The following is a 15,384-nucleotide window of genomic DNA, read 5'->3' on the forward strand; positions in this document are numbered from 1 at the left end:
GGGGGGGGTGGTGGGGGGTCCGCCCCCCGGGCCCGGCGGCCGTCGGGCGGGGGGGGGGGTGGGGGGTGGCGGGGTTTTGGCCCTGGGGGGTGGCGGTGCCGGGTCTCGCCGGGGCCCCCAGGGGTGGGGGGGGGGGGGGGGGGGGGGGGGGGCTCGCCCCGGGCCCCGGGCCCGGGGGGGGGGGGGGGTGTTTGGGGCGCTCCGCCCCCGGGCCCCCGCGCCTCAAGCGCCGGCGGGGCTGGGAGTGGGCTGGGGCTTCGCAGTTCCTGGGATAGGTGGGCCACAAGCGTTTGGATGAGGGCAGGGATTCCGTCCTCGGGCCCCGCGCCTCCAGTGCCGACGGGGGCTGGAGGTGGGCACAACCTTTGATGGGGGCAGGGGCTCTGCTTCCGACGCTCGGGCGGGAACGCGGCCGCTTCATGCGTCGGCGGGCTGGGCGGTTGGGGGCCTGCGTCGGATCGCCAGGCAGCCGCGAGCGCGGTGGGGCTGGGGATTCGCCTCTCGTCGATCTTCGTGCCTCAAGAGGCGCTGGGGCTGCTGCGGATCGCCGGGTTGCGGGCGCGGCGAGGGGCCGGGGGGATGGGGCCTGCCCCGGGCCCCGGGGCCCGTGCCTCAGGTGTTGGTGGGGCTGCCTCGGGGCCCGGGCCTCAGGTGTTCGTGGGGCTGTGGGTGGGGGGTGAAAGGGGCTCTGTCCCGGTTGGTCGGGGTCTCAGGTGTTGGTGGGGCTGTGGGTGGCAGGGCCTTCGCTTCGGTTTTGAGGTGTGGGTGTGGTTGGCCGGGTGGGGCGGTGTTTTGCTTCGATCTTGGGTGTGGGGAGTTCGTGGGGGTGGGTTAAGGGGAATGTCGGGGGTCGGGTGTTTGGTGGTGGGGATTTGTGGCTGGTTACGGTGGTCGGTGGGTGGGGGTGGTCCAGGGGAATTCGATGTTCCGGTGGGTGGAGTTTTTGTGGGAATGGATTTTTTGGCGAGGGTGTGGGGCGTGGGGGCTCGAGGGAGGCTCTGGTGGGCCTCGATCGGGCTGTGGGACGGGCGCGTGGGTGGGGTGTTGTGTGGGGTGTTGTGTGGTCGGGGCGGGGGTTGGGGTGGGGGGGGGGATTCGGGAGGAGGACGCCTGAATTCGGCAGTGGGAATGCTTGAAGAGGGCTCAAGGGTTCAGTGACATTGCCCTGGATCCGGCTACCGTTCCTCCGTCGAAGGCTGAAAATCGAGGGGAACTCGACGACGTGCGGAGGAGACCGTGAAGATTCAGGTTCTGGGTCCGTTGAGTGCCGAGGTCAACGGGGGCTCGATTGTTCCGACGGCGCGCAAACCGCGACAGATCCTGACCCTCCTCGCGCTGTATCCGGGGCGGGTGATGCCGGTCCCGACCCTCATGGAGGAGATCTGGGGCACCGACCTGCCGCAGAGCGCGCTGACCACCCTGCAGACGTACATACTCCAGCTCCGCCGGAGGCTCGGTACGGCCATGGGACCGGGCGGCCCCGGTGGCGCGAAGGAGGTGCTTGCCACGCGGCACGGGGGCTATGTGCTCCAGATCCCGCCGGAGTCGGTGGACGTGCACGAGTACGAGGGGCTCGTCACGCGGGGGCAGGCCGCGTTCGAGGAGGGGGACGACGAGGGCGCGGCCGGGCTGTTGCGGCGCGCGCTGGGGCTGTGGCAGGGGCCGGCCCTGGTCGACGTACGGGTGGGGCCGATCCTGGAGATCGAGGTGATGCGGCTGGAGGAGAGCCGGCTGGTCACCGTGGAGCGGCGGATCGACGTGGACCTGCGGCTGGGCAAGCACACCGAGCTCATCGCGGAGCTGACGGAGATGATCGCCCGACACCCGCAGCACGAGGGTCTGCATTCGCAGGCGATGGTGGCGCTGTACCGGTCGGGACGGCAGGCGACGGCGCTGGACGTGTACCGGCGGCTGCGGACGCGGCTGATCGAGGAGCTGGGTGTGGAGCCGTCGCCGCAGCTGCAGCGGCTGCACCAGGCGATGCTGACGGTGGATCCGGCGCTGGACGTGGTGGCGGGGCCCAAGAGGGGGTCCACGTTCGATCTCTACGCCGCTTAGGGCTTGCAGATGATCGACACGTCGTCTTGATCTTGGTTTCGGGGCCCGCCGCCCGCCGCGGTCGCTGTTCAGCACGGTGGCTTCACGCCGGCTCAGGAGAGTTCGTGCCGGGTACCGTCGGCGACTGCGTGGAGCTTGTCGGGGTTCGCCACGTTGTGGATGGTCGAGATACGGCCTTCCGGATCGAAGTCGAAGGTCAGCGTGGCGACCACGCGGTCCGGGCCGCGGAAGACGACACCCGGGCCGCCGTTGATCCAGGTGAGCTCCGGCCGTATCTGCCCGGGCTCGATGCCCTGGTAGGTCACGGAGGTGAGCGCGGCGAACCAACGGGCCACGGTCTCCAGACCGACGACCGGCTTGAGGGCCTGGCGGACCTTGCCGCCGCCGTCGGTCCACAGCGTCACGTCCGGGGAGAGCAGCTCCATGAGGCTGTTGATGTCGCCGCCCGCCGTCGCCGCGAAGAAGCGCTCGGTGACGTCGCGTTGGCGGGCGCGGTCCGCGGTGAAACGGGGCCGGCGGGCCTGGACGTGCTCGCGGGCGCGGTGCGCGGCCTGCCGGACCGCCGCCTCCGAGCGTTCCACCGCCTCCGCGATCTCCGCATGGCTGAAGGCGAAGACCTCCTTCAGTACGAAGACCGCGCGCTCCAGGGGACTCAGCGTCTCCAGCACGACCAGCAGGGCCATGGAGACCGAGTCCGCCGTGGCGACGCCGTCGGCGGTGTCCGGGCCGGTGAGGATCGGCTCCGGGAGCCATGGCCCGACGTAGGCCTCGCGCTGACGGCGGGTTGAACGAAGCCGTTCCATCGCCAGGTTGGAGATGATCCGGGCCAGGTAGGCCTTGGGGTTGGCGACCTGGGAACGGTCGGCCGCCGACCACTTCAGCCAGGCGTCCTGGACCACGTCCTCGGCGTCGGCGGCGGTGCCGAGGATGCGGTAGGCGACGGAGAAGAGCAGGGTGCGGTACTGCTGGAAGGCAAGCTGGTCCGGGCCGGACTGCTGCGGCTGGGTCACTTGGCGCTCCGAATCCGGGTGTAGCGGCCGCCGCGCGGCCAGAACGCGCCCGAGGCGGGCATCTTCTTCATGCGGGCGAACGTCGGCCAGGGCGCTGCGCTCACCGTCTCCTTGTACTTCGCGGCCCGCTTGCCGGTCAGTACGATCCGGCGCGGGGTGTCATCGGGGTGGGTGAACTGCACGACGGCGTCGTTCCGGCCCAGGCTGACGGGTGTGTGGTAGTAGCCGAAGCGGAAGGGCTTGGGCTCCTTGCCGGCCAGTACCCGCAGGATCGAGAGGGCCGCGTGCACGCCGGTGGGCATGCCGCCCTGGCAGGTCCCGTGCATCACGCCGTAGCCCTGACGGATCGCCGCCGCGTCGCCCACGGCGTAGACGTCCGGGTGGGAGACCGAGCGCAGCGCGCTGTCGGTGACCACACGGCCGCGCTCGTCGACGGTCAGGCCGGCGGTGGCAGCCAGCGGCGAGACGCGGGTGCCGCTGGTCCACAGCACCGCGGCCGCCGGGATGCTGGAGCCGTCCGCGAGCTCGACGCTGTCGGGCAGCACCTTGACCACCTCGACACCGCTGCGCACCCGTATGCCGAGGCGGGCGAGCGCCGCGTCCAGGTAGGTCTTGGCCTTCGGGTGCATGCTCGCGCCCGGCTCCTGCCGGCCCAGCAGCACCACCTGGAGCTCCGGGTGCCGCTCGGCGATCTCCGCGGCGGCCTCGACACCGGTGAGGCCGCTGCCGCCGACCACGACGGTCCCGCCGTCGAGCCGGGTCAGCCGGTCGGCGAGGAACGCGGCGTCCTCCGGGCTGTCGAGGGTGTAGGCGTGGTCGTCCACGCCGGGGACGGTGACGGTGTCCGCGATGCTGCCCAGGCCGTAGACCAGGGTGTCGTAGCGCAGGACGCGGTCGTCGTCGATCCGCACCGTCTTCGCCTCGGCGTCCACGGAGGTGACCCAGCCACGGACGAAGCCGGCGCCGGTGCCGTCCAGCAGCTCCGGGATGCTCATCCCGGCCGTCTCCTGACCGGTGGCGGTCATGTGCAGTCGGAGCCGCTCGGTGAAGGTGTCGTAGGGGTTGACCAGCGTCACTCGCAGGTTTGCGCGCCTCCTGGTGCGGGCCGCGAGCTGGATCGCGGCGGAGAGCCCGGCGTAGCCGGCGCCCAGGACCAGGACCTCGTGCTGCTGCGCTGTTGTCGCGTTCATCGCTCTGCTGTCTCTTTCGTCTCGGTCGTTCCCGCCGTGCGGACGACCACCAGACGCAAGCTGCCCTTCCGTTCGTGACACGGGTGCGATGTGACCTGCGTCATATCGCGAAGACAGGGCGGCCGCGCGCGACATCAACACCCCGAGCACCACGCCGCGCAGCATTCAATCATGATCGACTGGCCCCGTACGGGAACTGACGGAACAACAGGAGCCGCAGCTCAGCGGTGAAGCCTCGTGCTGGTGCGGGCGGGGGTGCGCAGGGCGAGGGAGACCGCTTCGAGGGCGCTGTTGAAGGAGACCTCGCTCAGGACACCGGGAGCGGCGACCTGGTCGCCCGCCAGGTAGACGCCGTCGCCGCGGTTGACGGCCGGGCGGTCGCGCCACGTGGTCCCCGGGAGGTCCACCGCGCCGGTGCGGCCGGTCGCGACGGACTCGCGGCGCCATGCCACGCGTTCGCGCCAGCCCCGGAAGCCGAGGTCCAGGAGGCGTTCGGCGCGCTGGACGCCGTCCGTCTTCGACTGGCCCGGGGCGATGGGGAGCTGGCCCTGTACCAGGGACCGGCCGGCCGGGGCGAGGCCCGGGTCCTGGCCGGTGAAGCGCTCCAGCCAGGCCGGCGCGTCGAGGTCGGAGACGACCCACGGGTCGCCGCGCCGGGCCGTCAGCCCCAGGTCGAGCAGGACCGTACGGCCGCTCTCCCAGGTCAGTGACGCATCGCCGAGCAGGCTACGGGCCGCGGCGAGGGAGGTCGCGACCACGACCGGGCCCGTGGCCGTCGGCAGCGTGTCGACGCGGGCGCCCGTCTCGATCCGTACGCCCAGTTGCACGGCCTGCGCTGCCATCCGGTCGACGACGGACTGCCAGCCGCCGCGCGGGTATTGCGCCTCGGGCGGGAACTTCGCCACGCGGATGAGCCGCTCCTGCACGAACGCCGCCGACAGCGCGCCCACGTCGTGGTGGAACAGGGCCACGGCGAGGAAGTTCGCGACCTGCCGGGCAGCCCGTTCGCCGACGAGCGGGGCGGCCCAGGAGTGGAAGTCCTGGTCGACGGGGGCCTCGGCGGCCGGCCTGCGGGCCAGGCGGAGGAGGGCGAGGGAGGGCATCCGGCCGAGCCGGCCGTTCCGGTGGACGCGCAGGCGCAGGGTTTCGGCCAGCGGCACCCGGGCGAGCGGGCCTATGAGGTCACGTTCGGCGAGCCAGGTCCAGTGCGGGCCGCCGTTGTAGAGGGCGTGCGGGCCCTCGTTGGTGCGGTACGGGCCGGGGGCGGTGCGCGCCCGGCCGCCGAGGGTGCGGTGGGCCTCGTACAGGGTCACCCGCGAGCCGGCCTCGGCGGCGCTGATGGCGGCGACGAGGCCGGCGAAGCCGCCTCCGACGACGGTGAGCTGGTCCATGGTCGCTCTCTCTCCTCGAATCCTTGCCCCGGCCCCGGCCCCGGGCGGGGTGGCGGGTGCTGTGCTGCTCTCCGTAGGTGAGACAGGACAGGGGGCGCGGATGTGACACCCCCTGGTCGCAGGTGGTGTGCCCGGGCGCCGGGGACGGCCGGAACCGGTCGGGTTGGACGGCTTGGGCCAGGGACGGTTGGGGCCAGTCGATCTCTCTTCCCAGGGCTGTGACCAGCGACGAAGCTATTGCTTGTCAGCGAGGGAGACCTCGGGGACACAGCCGGAGAAGCCCCTGGCAGACGTCGACCGCGGGACGTGTGGGGTGGGCCACCGGAGACAGCCGTCAGTTGTCGGCTGTCAGTCGTCCGTGCACCACTCGTTCTGGAAGGAAGCCTTCGCCATGCGCACCGGAATTCTTCGGGCCGCCGCGGTCATCGCCCTCATGATCGGCATCACCTCCGTCGCCCCGATGGCCTCGGCCGTCCCGCTGGAGCGGACGTCGGGGAGTGCGCCATCGGTCGTCCACCCCGGCTGATTGCCCTCAGTTCGTAGCCCTCAGTTCCTGGCCTTCAGTTCCTGGCCTTCAGTTCCTGGCCCTCAGTTCCTGGCCTTCAGCTCGTAGCCCTCGGTTGATCGCCGGTCTCGGCTGATTGCCGCCGGCTCACAGGACCGCTGTACCTGCAGGACAGCTGTCCGTCCGTGCTGGCTGAAACCTTTCTCTGCTTCTCTTCTCTTCTCTCCTCCTCTCCGTCCGGTCGAGCGTGCCGCCCGACGCACCGGCTCCCGGCGGAACCCCCTGAACTCACCGCATTTCACGAACCGGAGTACACCCATGTCCCGCACCCGCCGGACCCCCCGCCGCACCGCCGTCGCGGCCCTGCTCGCCGTCGCCGCCTCCACCGCCGGTGTCGTCGCGCTGAACTCGGCGGCGAACGCCGCTCCCACCCCCGCCCCCGCCTCGGTCTCCGCCGAGCCCGCCGTCGGCAACCCCGACTTCGGCAGCACGGGCCAGGGCGCCGAGGCTCCCATCGCCGAAGAGGCGCGCGGCGCCGTGTACTCGGCGGCGACGTCGAAGATATCCCGCAGCACCGTCATCGAGCGGGCCAAGAGCTGGGTCGGCATCGGTCTCGACTACGACTGGGGCGGTCGCCACGGCGGCTACCGCACGGACTGCTCCGGCTTCGTCTCGATGGCCTGGGACCTGGACTCCTCGCTGACCACGGACACCTTCGAGCCGCGCGGCGTCGTGTACTCCATCGGCAAGTCTGACCTCAAGGCGGGCGACGCCCTGCTCGACAACGACGGCGGTGCGAGCGGCCACGTCGTCCTCTTCGAGAAGTGGGCGAACAGCGACCACACCAAGTACTGGGGCTTCGACTTCACCCCGTCGGGCGTGCACCACCGCGTCTACGACTACCCGTACTACCCGGGCTACGGCCCGTACGCCCCGGTCCGCTACAAGAACATCGTCGACGACGCCACCACCACCCCGCCGACTCCCTCTGCCGGCATGACCGACCTGGTCTCCGCCGACATCACCGGCGACTCGGTCGACGACGTGGTGGGTGTGGAGGCGTCCACCGGCAAGCTGTGGCTGTACAAGGGCTACTCCAACGGCACGATCGCCCCCGGCGCCTCCCGTGTCGAGATCGGCTCCGGCGGCTGGAACGGCATGTCCAACCTCGCGGCCGCCGACTTCACCGGTGACGGCAAGGACGACATCGTCGCCACGCAGGAGTCCACCGGCAAGCTCTACCTCTACCCGGGCACCGGCTCCGGCCTGGGCACCCGTAAGGAGATCGGCTCCGGCGGCTGGAACGGCATGCACGACCTCATCGGCGGCGACTTCAACGGCGACGGCAAGGCCGACGTGGTGGGTGTCGAGCGGTCCACCGGCAAGCTGTGGCTCTACAAGGGCAACGGCACCGGTGCGATCAGCGGCGGTTCCACCCGGGTCCTGATCGGTTCGGGCGGCTGGAACGGCATGCACGACCTGGTCGGCATGGACGTGGACAACGACCGCAGGACGGACGTGGTCGGCGCCGAGTCCTCCAGCGGCAAGCTCTTCTTCTACAAGAGCAACGGCGCGGGCCTGGACACCCGCAAGGAGATCGGCTCGGCCGGCTGGAACGGCATGAACGACCTGATCGGTGGCGACTTCACCTCCAACGCCTACGACGACCTGGTCGGCGTGGAGAAGTCCACCGGCAAGCTCTACCTCTACCCCGGCACGGGGTCGGGCCTGGGCGACCGCAAGCTGATCGGCAGCGGCGGCTGGTAGGCGCGGGGCGCGGGGACCTCTCTCCCTCCCCCCTGGCGCCCTCCCCTTCTCTCCCTCCCCTTCTCGCCCTCCCCTCTCCTCTCCTCTCCTTTCTTACTTCCCTCTTGTCCTGGTACCTCTGTGCCGGTTTGGAACCCACATCATGATCAAGCAGTTCATGTCGAAGCGCGTACGGATCGCCACCGGTCTGCTGTGCGCCACGATCGCCGCGACCACCCTGTCCATCAGCGGCGCCAACGCCGAGGACATCGCCGACGACTTCCACGGCGACATGGATGCCCTGACCGTCGAGGACATGGGTCTGCCGACGGCCTACGGCGCGGTGCCGATGGCGGCCGCCGCCTCCAGCGACCGGCCGAAGTTCCAGATGCCGTTCAAGTGCGGTGAGTCCTGGCGCGGTTCGTCCCGCTCGGGCCACAGCCCCTCGGCGTACGCCATCGACTGGACCGACGGCGGCAGCACCGTCAACCGCCCGGTGCTGGCCAGCGCCTCCGGCACGGCGCACGTCAAGGACAAGGGCAACCGCAGCTACGGCAAGTTCGTCGTCATCGACCACGGCGACGGCTGGAGCACGGTCTACGCCCACCTCAACGGCTTCAAGGTGCGCGACGGCCAGCGGGTGTCCACCGGCGACCAGATCGGCATCGTGGGCAGCACCGGCAACTCCACCGGTCCCCACCTGCACTACGAGCAGCGCCACTACGGCACCGACGCACGCACCACCTTCAACGGCACCGCCTTCTACCCGACGAAGTCGCTGACCAGCAAGAACTGCGCCGACCCCACCCCGGACCCGAAGCCCGAGGGCCCCGGTGACGGCGGCACGGGCAGCGCCGGCATGACCGACCTGGCCTCGGCCGACCTCAACGGCGACAACGTCGTCGACGTGGTGGCGGTGGAGGCGTCCACGGGCAAGCTGTGGATGTACAAGGGCAGCAAGAACGGCACGATCGCCGCCGGCTCCGCCCGCGTGCTGATCGGCGCGGGCGGCTGGAACGGCATGTCGAACCTGGTGGGCGGCGACTTCACCAAGGACGGCAAGGACGACATCGTCGCGGTGGAGGAGTCCACCGGCAAGCTGTGGCTCTACAAGGGCAACGACAACTCGGCCATCTCCGCCGGCGCGGATCGCGTGCTGATCGGTTCGGGCGGCTGGAACGGCATGGCCGGCCTGACCGCGCTCAACCTCAACGGTGACGGCGTCGCCGACCTCGCGGCGGTGGAGAAGTCCACGGGCAAGCTCTTCCTCTACCCGGGCACGGGCTCGGGCCTGGGCACCCGTAAGGAGATCGGCTCCGGCGGCTGGAACGGCATGTCCAACCTGACCGGCATGGACCTCAACAACAGCGGCCGCCAGGACCTGGTCGCGGTGGAGAAGTCCTCGGGCAAGCTGTTCCTGTACCCGGGTGACAAGGGGTACCTGAGCCCGCGCATCGAGATCGGCTCGGGCGGCTGGAACGGCATGTCCGACCTGATCGGCGGCGATCTGCTGAACACGGGCCTGTCCGACGACCTGATCGCCGTGCAGAACTCGACCGGGAAGCTCTTCCTCTACCCGGGCACCGGCTCGGGCCTGGGCACCCGCAAGGAGATCGGGTCGGCCGGCTGGTAGGCCCGCCGGGCACGTGAGTGAGTGAGCGAGTGTGAGTGTGTGTGAGTGAGTGAGTGAGAGCGGAAGCGGTCTGTCCCCCGTGGAGGGGGCGGGCCGCTTCCGTGTCTCCGGACCCGCCCGGGGCCTACCCCTCCTTCTCCCAGACCGGTACGGACGGCAGCCCCAGCCGGGCGCGGGCCCGGTCGGTGAGTTCCTGGATCAGCTCGGTCTTGGCGCGGGCGTAGTCGCCCGGGGCCGTGCCGGCGGCGGCCAGGGCACGTTTCAGCTCCGCGTAACGTGCCGCGTCCCGGGGGTGGGCCCGCAGATGGTCGCGCAGGATGCGCTGGTTGCGGGTCGGCCAGCTCTCGGTGGTGACGACGTGCAGGATGTGCGTCCGGCGGCCGTCGGCCTCGCGGACGTACAGCAGGCGGTCGGTCAGGGCGTTGCGGTGGCGCCGGTAGCCCAGCCGCGCCAGCGCCGCCTCGCGGGTCTCCACCGCGCCGAGGTCGTCGGCGGCCGCCATCAGGTCGATGACCGGCTTGGCCGCGAGGCCCGGGACCGCGGTGGAGCCGATGTGCTCGATCGCCGTCAGTACGCCGGGCAGTGCGGCCCGCAGCTCCGCCATGGCCGTGTCCGCCCGGGCCGGCCAGGCCGGATCGTACGCGGCGATCTCGATCGGTGAGTGACCCGTGTGACCCATATGACCCATGCTCCTCATCTGTGACCCATGCTCCTCATCCTGGCATCGGCCCGTCCTCCAGCACCGCTCCAGCAGCGCCCGGCACGGTGGGCCTGACGGCGGTCCGCGGCGGGAGGGGGCGGGGCGAGGTGAAGGTTGTGTGCTTCGCGCATGCCGGGGCCGGGGTCTCGGCCTTCCACCGGTGGCCCGAGCTGGTCGGGCCCGGTGTCGACGTCGTGCCCTGGCTGCTGCCCGGGCGGGACCGGCGGCGGCGGGAGCCGCGGGTGGTCGGGCGCGAGGGGCTGCTGCGGGAGCTGCGCGGGGTCGCCGACGCCGTCGGCGGGCAGCCGTACGCGCTCTACGGGCACAGCCTCGGCGGCCTCGTCGCCTACACCCTCGCGCGTGCGGCCGCCGAGACCGGGCTGCGGTCGGCGCCGGCGCTGCTGGCCGTCGGGGCGCTGCCGCCGCCGGACGGGGTGGCCGCCCTGGTGGGCGGCGCGGAGCTGTCGGACGGCGAACTGGTCGGGCTGCTGACCCGGTTCGGGGCCGTCCCGGAGGGGGTGCGCGCCGGGGACGTGTGGCACCGGTCGGTGCTGCCCGTGCTGCGCGACGACCTGCGGCTGGCCGCCGCCCTGAAGGGCGCGGCCGGCGGCCCGGTGGACGTGCCGCTGCTGGCGGTGGCCGGCCGGGAGGACCCGCTGGGAGGACCTGAGGCGGTGGCAGGCTGGGGCCGGTGGACCACCGCGCGGTTCGTGCGCCGGACGGTGCCCGGCGGGCATTTCTTCGTACGGGAGGCGGCCCTGCCCCGGCTGGTGGGGCGGGCCGCGCGGGTCGTGGCGCGGTGCGCGCGGTGAACTCCCGGCGCGTCGTGGTCACCGGGCTGGGGGCGGTCGCCCCCGGCGGGGTCGGGGTCAAGGAGTTCTGGGCGCTGCTGACCTCGGGGCGTACGGCGACGCGGGCGGTCACCCGGTTCGACCCGGCCGGCTTCCGCTCCCGGGTGGCCGGCGAGGTGGACTTCGACCCGGCCGTGTGCGGGGTGCCCGCGGGGCTGGACCGGGTCGCGCAGTTCGCGCTGGCCTGCGCCGCCGAGGCGCTCGCGGACGCCGGGCTGGACGGGCTGCCGGGCCCCCGCGCCGGGGTGTGCCTGGGGACGGCGCTCGGGTCGGCCTCGGCGATGGACGAGGAGTACCGGCGGGTCAGCGGGGGCGGGCACCGGTGGGTGGTGGACCGGTCCCCGGCGCGCGGGCTGTGCGACTGGTTCACGCCGGCCTCGCTGGCGGCGGAGGTCGCCCGGGCGGCGGGCGCCGAGGGCCCGGTGTCGGTGGTGTCGACCGGGTGCACGGCCGGGATGGACGCGGTCGGGCACGCCGTCGAGCTGATCCGCGAGGGCAGTGCCGAGGTGATGCTCGCGGGGGCCGGCGAGGCGCCGCTGAGCCCGATCACCGCCGCCTGCTTCGACGCCGTCAAGGCGACCTCGCGGCTGAACGACGCCCCCGCCACCGCCTCCCGGCCCTTCGACCGCACCCGCTGCGGTTTCGTGCTCGCCGAGGGCGCCGCCGTGCTCGTCCTGGAGGAGTACGAGCGGGCCCGGCGGCGCGGGGTGCACGCGTACGCCGAGGTCCTGGGGTTCGGGGCGACCAACAACGCCTACCACATGACCGGTCTGCGGGCCGACGGCGCCGAGATGGCGGAGGCCGTCCGGATCGCTCTGCGCGAGGCGCGGACCGAGCCGGCGGCCGTCGACCACGTCAACGCGCACGGCTCGGGGACCAAGCAGAACGACGTGCACGAGACCGCCGCGTTGAAACGGGCGCTCGGCGCGCACGCGTACCGGGTCCCGGTCAGCGCCATCAAGTCGATGATCGGGCACTCGCTGGGCGCCGTCGGCGCGCTGGAGACCGTCGCGTCGGTGCTCGCCATCGAGCACAACACCGTGCCGCCGACGGCGAACCTGCACGAGCCGGACCCGGCCTGCGACCTCGACTACACGCCGTTGACGGCCCGTGAGCACCGCACTGATGTGGTGCTGACGGTGGGGAGCGGGTTCGGGGGGTTCCACAGCGCCATGGTGCTGGGGCGGCCCTCCTCCCTCTCGTGTGCCTCCGCTTCTTCCTTTGCTGCTGCTTCATCTTCTGCCGCTGCTTCCGTCTATGCCGTCCGGGAGGACCGATGACCGCCGTCGTGACCGGGATCGGGGTGGCCGCCCCCAACGGGCTGGGCACCGACGCCTGGTGGCAGGCCGTGCTGCGCGGCGAGAGCGGCATCCGCCCGCTGACCCGCTTCGACGCCTCCGGCTATCCGTCCCGGCTGGCCGGGGAGGTGCCGGGCTTCGTGGACGAGGAGCACGTGCCGTCGCGGCTGCTGCCGCAGACCGACCGGGTGACGCGGCTGTCGCTGGCCGCCGCCAAGGAGGCCCTCGACGACGCCGAGGTGGATCCGGCCGCGCTGCCGCAGTACACGGCCGGGGTGGTGACCGCGGCCTCCTCCGGCGGCTTCGAGTTCGGCCAGCGCGAGCTCCAGGCGCTGTGGAGCAAGGGCAGCCAGTACGTGAGCGCCTACCAGTCCTTCGCCTGGTTCTACGCCGTCAACAGCGGCCAGATCTCCATCCGGCACGGGCTGCGCGGCGCCAGCGGGGTGCTGGTCAGCGAGCAGGCGGGCGGGCTGGATGCGGTCGCCCAGGCGCGCCGCCAGCTGCGCAAGGGGGCCCGGCTGGTGGTGGCCGGCGGGCTCGACTCCGCGCTGTGCCCGTGGGGGTGGGCGGCGCACCTGGCGGGCGGGGCGATGACGACGGCGGACGACCCGGCGGCGGCGTACCTGCCCTTCGACGAGCGGGCGAAGGGCCATGTGGTCGGCGAGGGCGGGGCGCTGCTGGTGCTGGAGGACGCCGGGGCGGCGCGGCAGCGCGGGGCGCGCCGCGTGTACGGGACGGTGGCCGGGCAGGCGTCGACGTTCGACGCCGATCCGGCGGTTCCGCGGCTGCGGGCCGCCGCCGAGCAGGCGCTGGCGGAGGCCGGGATCGGCCCGGCGTACGTGGATGTGGTGTTCGCCGACGCGGCCGGCGAACGCGAGGCCGACCGCGCGGAGGCGCAGGCCCTCGCGGACCTGTTCGGGCCGCGCGGGGTGCCGGTGACCGCGCCCAAGACGATGACCGGCCGGCTGTCGGCGGGCGGCGCCTCCCTCGACCTCGCGGCCGCGCTGCTGGCGCTGCGCGACCAGGTGGTGCCGCCGACCACCGGGACCGCGCGCCCGGCCGCGGACTGCCCGCTGGACCTGGTGACCGGCGCCCCCCGCCCGGCCCGGCTGCGCACGGCACTGGTACTGGCCCGGGGGCGCGGCGGGTTCAACGCGGCGGCGGTGGTCCGGGCGGCGGCCGCGTGAGCGGCGCGCAGCGGTACGGGGTGCAGCGGTACGGGGTGCACGGGGTCGGCGACGGGCCCCCGGCGGGGCCACCGCCGCGGTACGGGGACGACAGGACACGGCCTACGGCCACGGGAAGGGCGACGGAGGACATGATGGACGACACCGGACACCCGGCGCGGGGGCGGCTGGAGCTGGCCGACCTGGCACGGCTGCTCAGCGAGTGCGCGGGGGACAGCGAGGGCATCGACATGACCGACCCGGTGGTGCTCGACCAGGACTGGATGGACCTGAACTACGACTCCATCTCCCTGATCCAGACCACCAGCCGGATCGAACGTGACTACGGCCTCCAGCTCGACGAGGAGGAACTCGGCGACGCGGACACCCCACGGCGGTACCTGGACATGGTCAACACCGCGCTGTCGGCGCGCGCGGGGGTGTGAGCCCCGTGCCGGCGGCTGCCGGCCGGGATCCCGGGGATGGCGAGCCCGTGATGGCCGGCGCGGCCGCGCCGGCGGGCGGGGACGGGGCCGTCGACGCCGACGTGTGCGTGGTCGGCGCCGGGCCGGGCGGGCTGGCCCTCGCCCTGATGCTGCTGCGCTCGGGGATGCGGGTGGCGCTGGCGGAGAAGTCCACGGCGCTGCGCCGGGAGTTCCACGGCGAGATCCTCCAGCCCGGCGGGCAGCGCATCCTCGACGAGCTGGGCGTGCTCGGGCCGGCCCGGGCGCGCGGGGCGTGCGTACTGGAGCGCTTCCAGGTGCGCGAGCGGGGGCGGGCGCTCCTCGACGTCGACTACCGGCGGCTGGGCGGCCCGTACGACCACCTGCTCGCGCTCCCGCAGCCGCATCTGCTCGCCGAGCTGGTGTCGGCCTGCCGCCGGCTGCCCGGCTTCACCTTCCTGGAGGGCCACCGGATCACCGCGCTCGTCGAGCGGCGGCCCGGCGGACCGTACGGCGGTGCGGTGCTGCGCGGCCCGGGCGGCCGGGCGGTGACCGTCCGGGCGCCGGTGGTGGTCGGGGCGGACGGGAGGTTCTCCAAGACCCGGGCGCTGGCCGGGATCGGCGCCGGGCGCTCGGAGTCCTTCGCACAGGACGTGGTGTGGTTCTCGCTGCACGCCCCCGGCCGGGCGAGCGGCGCGGTGCGGGTGCACCGGGCGGGCGGCAGCGCCGTGCTGGTGCACGACGCCTACCCCGACCGGCTGCGGATCGGCTGGGCCCTGCCGCACGGCGGCTGGAGCGCGGCCGCGGCGCGCGGGATCGACGTGATCCGGGACGAACTGGCCGGCGTACTCCCGGACGTGGCGGACCTGCTGCGGGAGCAGTTGACCTCGGTGGCGCGGCTGAGCCTGCTCGACGTGTTCGCGGCACACGCGACGGAGTGGGTGCGCGAGGGCCTGGTGCTGATCGGGGACGCGGCGCACACGCACGGGCCGATCGGGGCGCAGGGCATCAACCTGGCGCTGCAGGACGCGGCCGTGCTGCACCCGCTGCTGGTGCGGGGACTGCCGGCGGCGGCGTACGCGAGCGAGCGGGCGGCCGTCGCGCGGCGGGTCCACCGGATGCAGGTGGTGCAGGCGCGGGCGATGCTGGGTCCCGCAGCCGGGCCGGTGGCCTCGTCCCTGCGGGCCGCGGCGGCGGCGCTGGTGATGCGCACGCCGATCGGGGCGGGGCTGACGCGGACGATCGCGCGGGGGCCGGCGGCGGTGGGGGGGGGGGCGGAAACGTGTACCGGGGGGGGGGGGAGGGGACGCCTGGCTGTCTGTTTTAAACCACTGACGCTGCCGGCGTGCGTTATCGTCAGTGCTGTAGGGGGGCGACGTGGCATGCGACATAG

13 protein-coding genes are annotated in these 15,384 nt (G+C 73.0%); 9 read left to right on the plus strand and 4 right to left on the minus strand.

All coding sequences use genetic code 11. The annotated features are described in order from the left end of the window. Positions 1–1,236: 1,236 nt before the first annotated feature. Entirely contained in the window at positions 1,237–2,058 is an 822-nt protein-coding gene (locus tag GPJ59_RS22575) for an AfsR/SARP family transcriptional regulator (RefSeq protein WP_219669139.1), read from the plus strand. 92 nt (positions 2,059–2,150) lie between these two features. On the opposite strand, the gene GPJ59_RS22580 is transcribed toward GPJ59_RS22575, so the two are convergent. The 3 genes from GPJ59_RS22580 to GPJ59_RS22590 all read right to left on the minus strand — a co-directional run bounded on the left by GPJ59_RS22580 (position 2,151) and on the right by GPJ59_RS22590 (position 5,649). Next, entirely contained in the window at positions 2,151–3,068 is a 918-nt protein-coding gene (locus GPJ59_RS22580; RefSeq protein ID WP_219669141.1) for an RNA polymerase sigma-70 factor, read from the minus strand. Next, positions 3,065–4,258: an NAD(P)/FAD-dependent oxidoreductase gene (locus GPJ59_RS22585; protein ID WP_219669143.1), complete on the minus strand. Its 1,194-nt coding sequence runs from the start codon at positions 4,256–4,258 to the stop codon at positions 3,065–3,067. Before GPJ59_RS22585 ends, GPJ59_RS22580 begins: the two co-directional genes overlap by 4 nt. A gap of 221 nt (positions 4,259–4,479) precedes the next feature. Continuing rightward, a complete protein-coding gene (locus GPJ59_RS22590) occupies positions 4,480–5,649 on the minus strand; it encodes an FAD-dependent oxidoreductase (RefSeq protein ID WP_219669145.1) in 1,170 nt (389 codons plus the stop codon). Between the two features lie 391 nt (positions 5,650–6,040). Between GPJ59_RS22590 and GPJ59_RS37680 the strand changes: the two genes are divergently transcribed. The 3 genes from GPJ59_RS37680 to GPJ59_RS22600 all read left to right on the plus strand — a co-directional run bounded on the left by GPJ59_RS37680 (position 6,041) and on the right by GPJ59_RS22600 (position 9,533). Next, entirely contained in the window at positions 6,041–6,175 is a 135-nt protein-coding gene (locus GPJ59_RS37680) for a hypothetical protein (RefSeq protein ID WP_258024765.1), read from the plus strand. 297 nt (positions 6,176–6,472) lie between these two features. Continuing rightward, positions 6,473–7,921 (plus strand): C40 family peptidase, encoded by a 1,449-nt coding sequence (locus tag GPJ59_RS22595; protein ID WP_219669147.1) that lies wholly within the window; start codon positions 6,473–6,475, stop codon positions 7,919–7,921. A gap of 142 nt (positions 7,922–8,063) precedes the next feature. Beyond that, positions 8,064–9,533, plus strand: coding sequence for a VCBS repeat domain-containing M23 family metallopeptidase (locus tag GPJ59_RS22600; RefSeq protein WP_219669149.1), 1,470 nt, complete (start codon positions 8,064–8,066; stop codon positions 9,531–9,533). A gap of 124 nt (positions 9,534–9,657) precedes the next feature. Here the strand turns inward: GPJ59_RS22600 and GPJ59_RS22605 are convergent, their stop codons facing one another. Continuing rightward, on the minus strand, positions 9,658–10,212 hold the full coding sequence (locus GPJ59_RS22605) for a GrpB family protein (protein WP_219669151.1): 555 nt from the start codon (positions 10,210–10,212) through the stop codon (positions 9,658–9,660). Positions 10,213–10,349: 137 nt separating this feature from the next. On the opposite strand from GPJ59_RS22605, the gene GPJ59_RS22610 reads away from it, so the two are divergent. The 5 genes from GPJ59_RS22610 to GPJ59_RS22630 form a co-directional block, all read left to right on the plus strand. Continuing rightward, the gene (locus tag GPJ59_RS22610; protein ID WP_308120420.1) at positions 10,350–11,045 is read left to right on the plus strand and encodes a thioesterase II family protein; all 696 of its coding nucleotides are present in this window, start codon (positions 10,350–10,352) and stop codon (positions 11,043–11,045) included. Then, a complete protein-coding gene (locus GPJ59_RS22615) occupies positions 11,042–12,364 on the plus strand; it encodes a beta-ketoacyl-[acyl-carrier-protein] synthase family protein (RefSeq protein ID WP_219669153.1) in 1,323 nt (440 codons plus the stop codon). The genes GPJ59_RS22610 and GPJ59_RS22615 overlap by 4 nt, the downstream gene beginning before the upstream one ends. Continuing rightward, positions 12,361–13,569, plus strand: a complete 1,209-nt coding sequence (locus tag GPJ59_RS22620) for a ketosynthase chain-length factor (protein ID WP_219669155.1) — start codon at positions 12,361–12,363, stop codon at positions 13,567–13,569. The genes GPJ59_RS22615 and GPJ59_RS22620 overlap by 4 nt, the downstream gene beginning before the upstream one ends. A gap of 131 nt (positions 13,570–13,700) precedes the next feature. Continuing rightward, a complete protein-coding gene (locus GPJ59_RS22625) occupies positions 13,701–13,994 on the plus strand; it encodes an acyl carrier protein (protein ID WP_258024766.1) in 294 nt (97 codons plus the stop codon). Between the two features lie 50 nt (positions 13,995–14,044). Then, a partial coding sequence (locus GPJ59_RS22630) for an FAD-dependent monooxygenase (protein WP_219669157.1) occupies positions 14,045–15,384 on the plus strand: 1,340 nt, incomplete at its 3' end.

This window comes from Streptomyces bambusae, from assembly GCF_019400985.1.
Taxonomy (GTDB): domain Bacteria; phylum Actinomycetota; class Actinomycetes; order Streptomycetales; family Streptomycetaceae; genus Streptomyces; species Streptomyces bambusae_A.

Excerpts from the sequence above, each read along its gene's own strand:
- GPJ59_RS22625 (WP_258024766.1), top strand. The coding sequence starts at position 13,701 with ATGATGGACGACACCGGACACCCGGCGCGGGGGCGGCTGGAGCTGGCC.
- GPJ59_RS22595 (WP_219669147.1), top strand. The coding sequence starts at position 6,473 with ATGTCCCGCACCCGCCGGACCCCCCGCCGCACCGCCGTCGCGGCCCTG.
- GPJ59_RS22585 (WP_219669143.1), bottom strand. The coding sequence starts at position 4,258 with ATGAACGCGACAACAGCGCAGCAGCACGAGGTCCTGGTCCTGGGCGCC.
- GPJ59_RS22600 (WP_219669149.1), top strand. The coding sequence starts at position 8,064 with ATGATCAAGCAGTTCATGTCGAAGCGCGTACGGATCGCCACCGGTCTG.
- GPJ59_RS22590 (WP_219669145.1), bottom strand. The coding sequence starts at position 5,649 with ATGGACCAGCTCACCGTCGTCGGAGGCGGCTTCGCCGGCCTCGTCGCC.
- GPJ59_RS22605 (WP_219669151.1), bottom strand. The coding sequence starts at position 10,212 with ATGGGTCACACGGGTCACTCACCGATCGAGATCGCCGCGTACGATCCG.
- GPJ59_RS22620 (WP_219669155.1), top strand. The coding sequence starts at position 12,361 with ATGACCGCCGTCGTGACCGGGATCGGGGTGGCCGCCCCCAACGGGCTG.
- GPJ59_RS37680 (WP_258024765.1), top strand. The coding sequence starts at position 6,041 with ATGCGCACCGGAATTCTTCGGGCCGCCGCGGTCATCGCCCTCATGATC.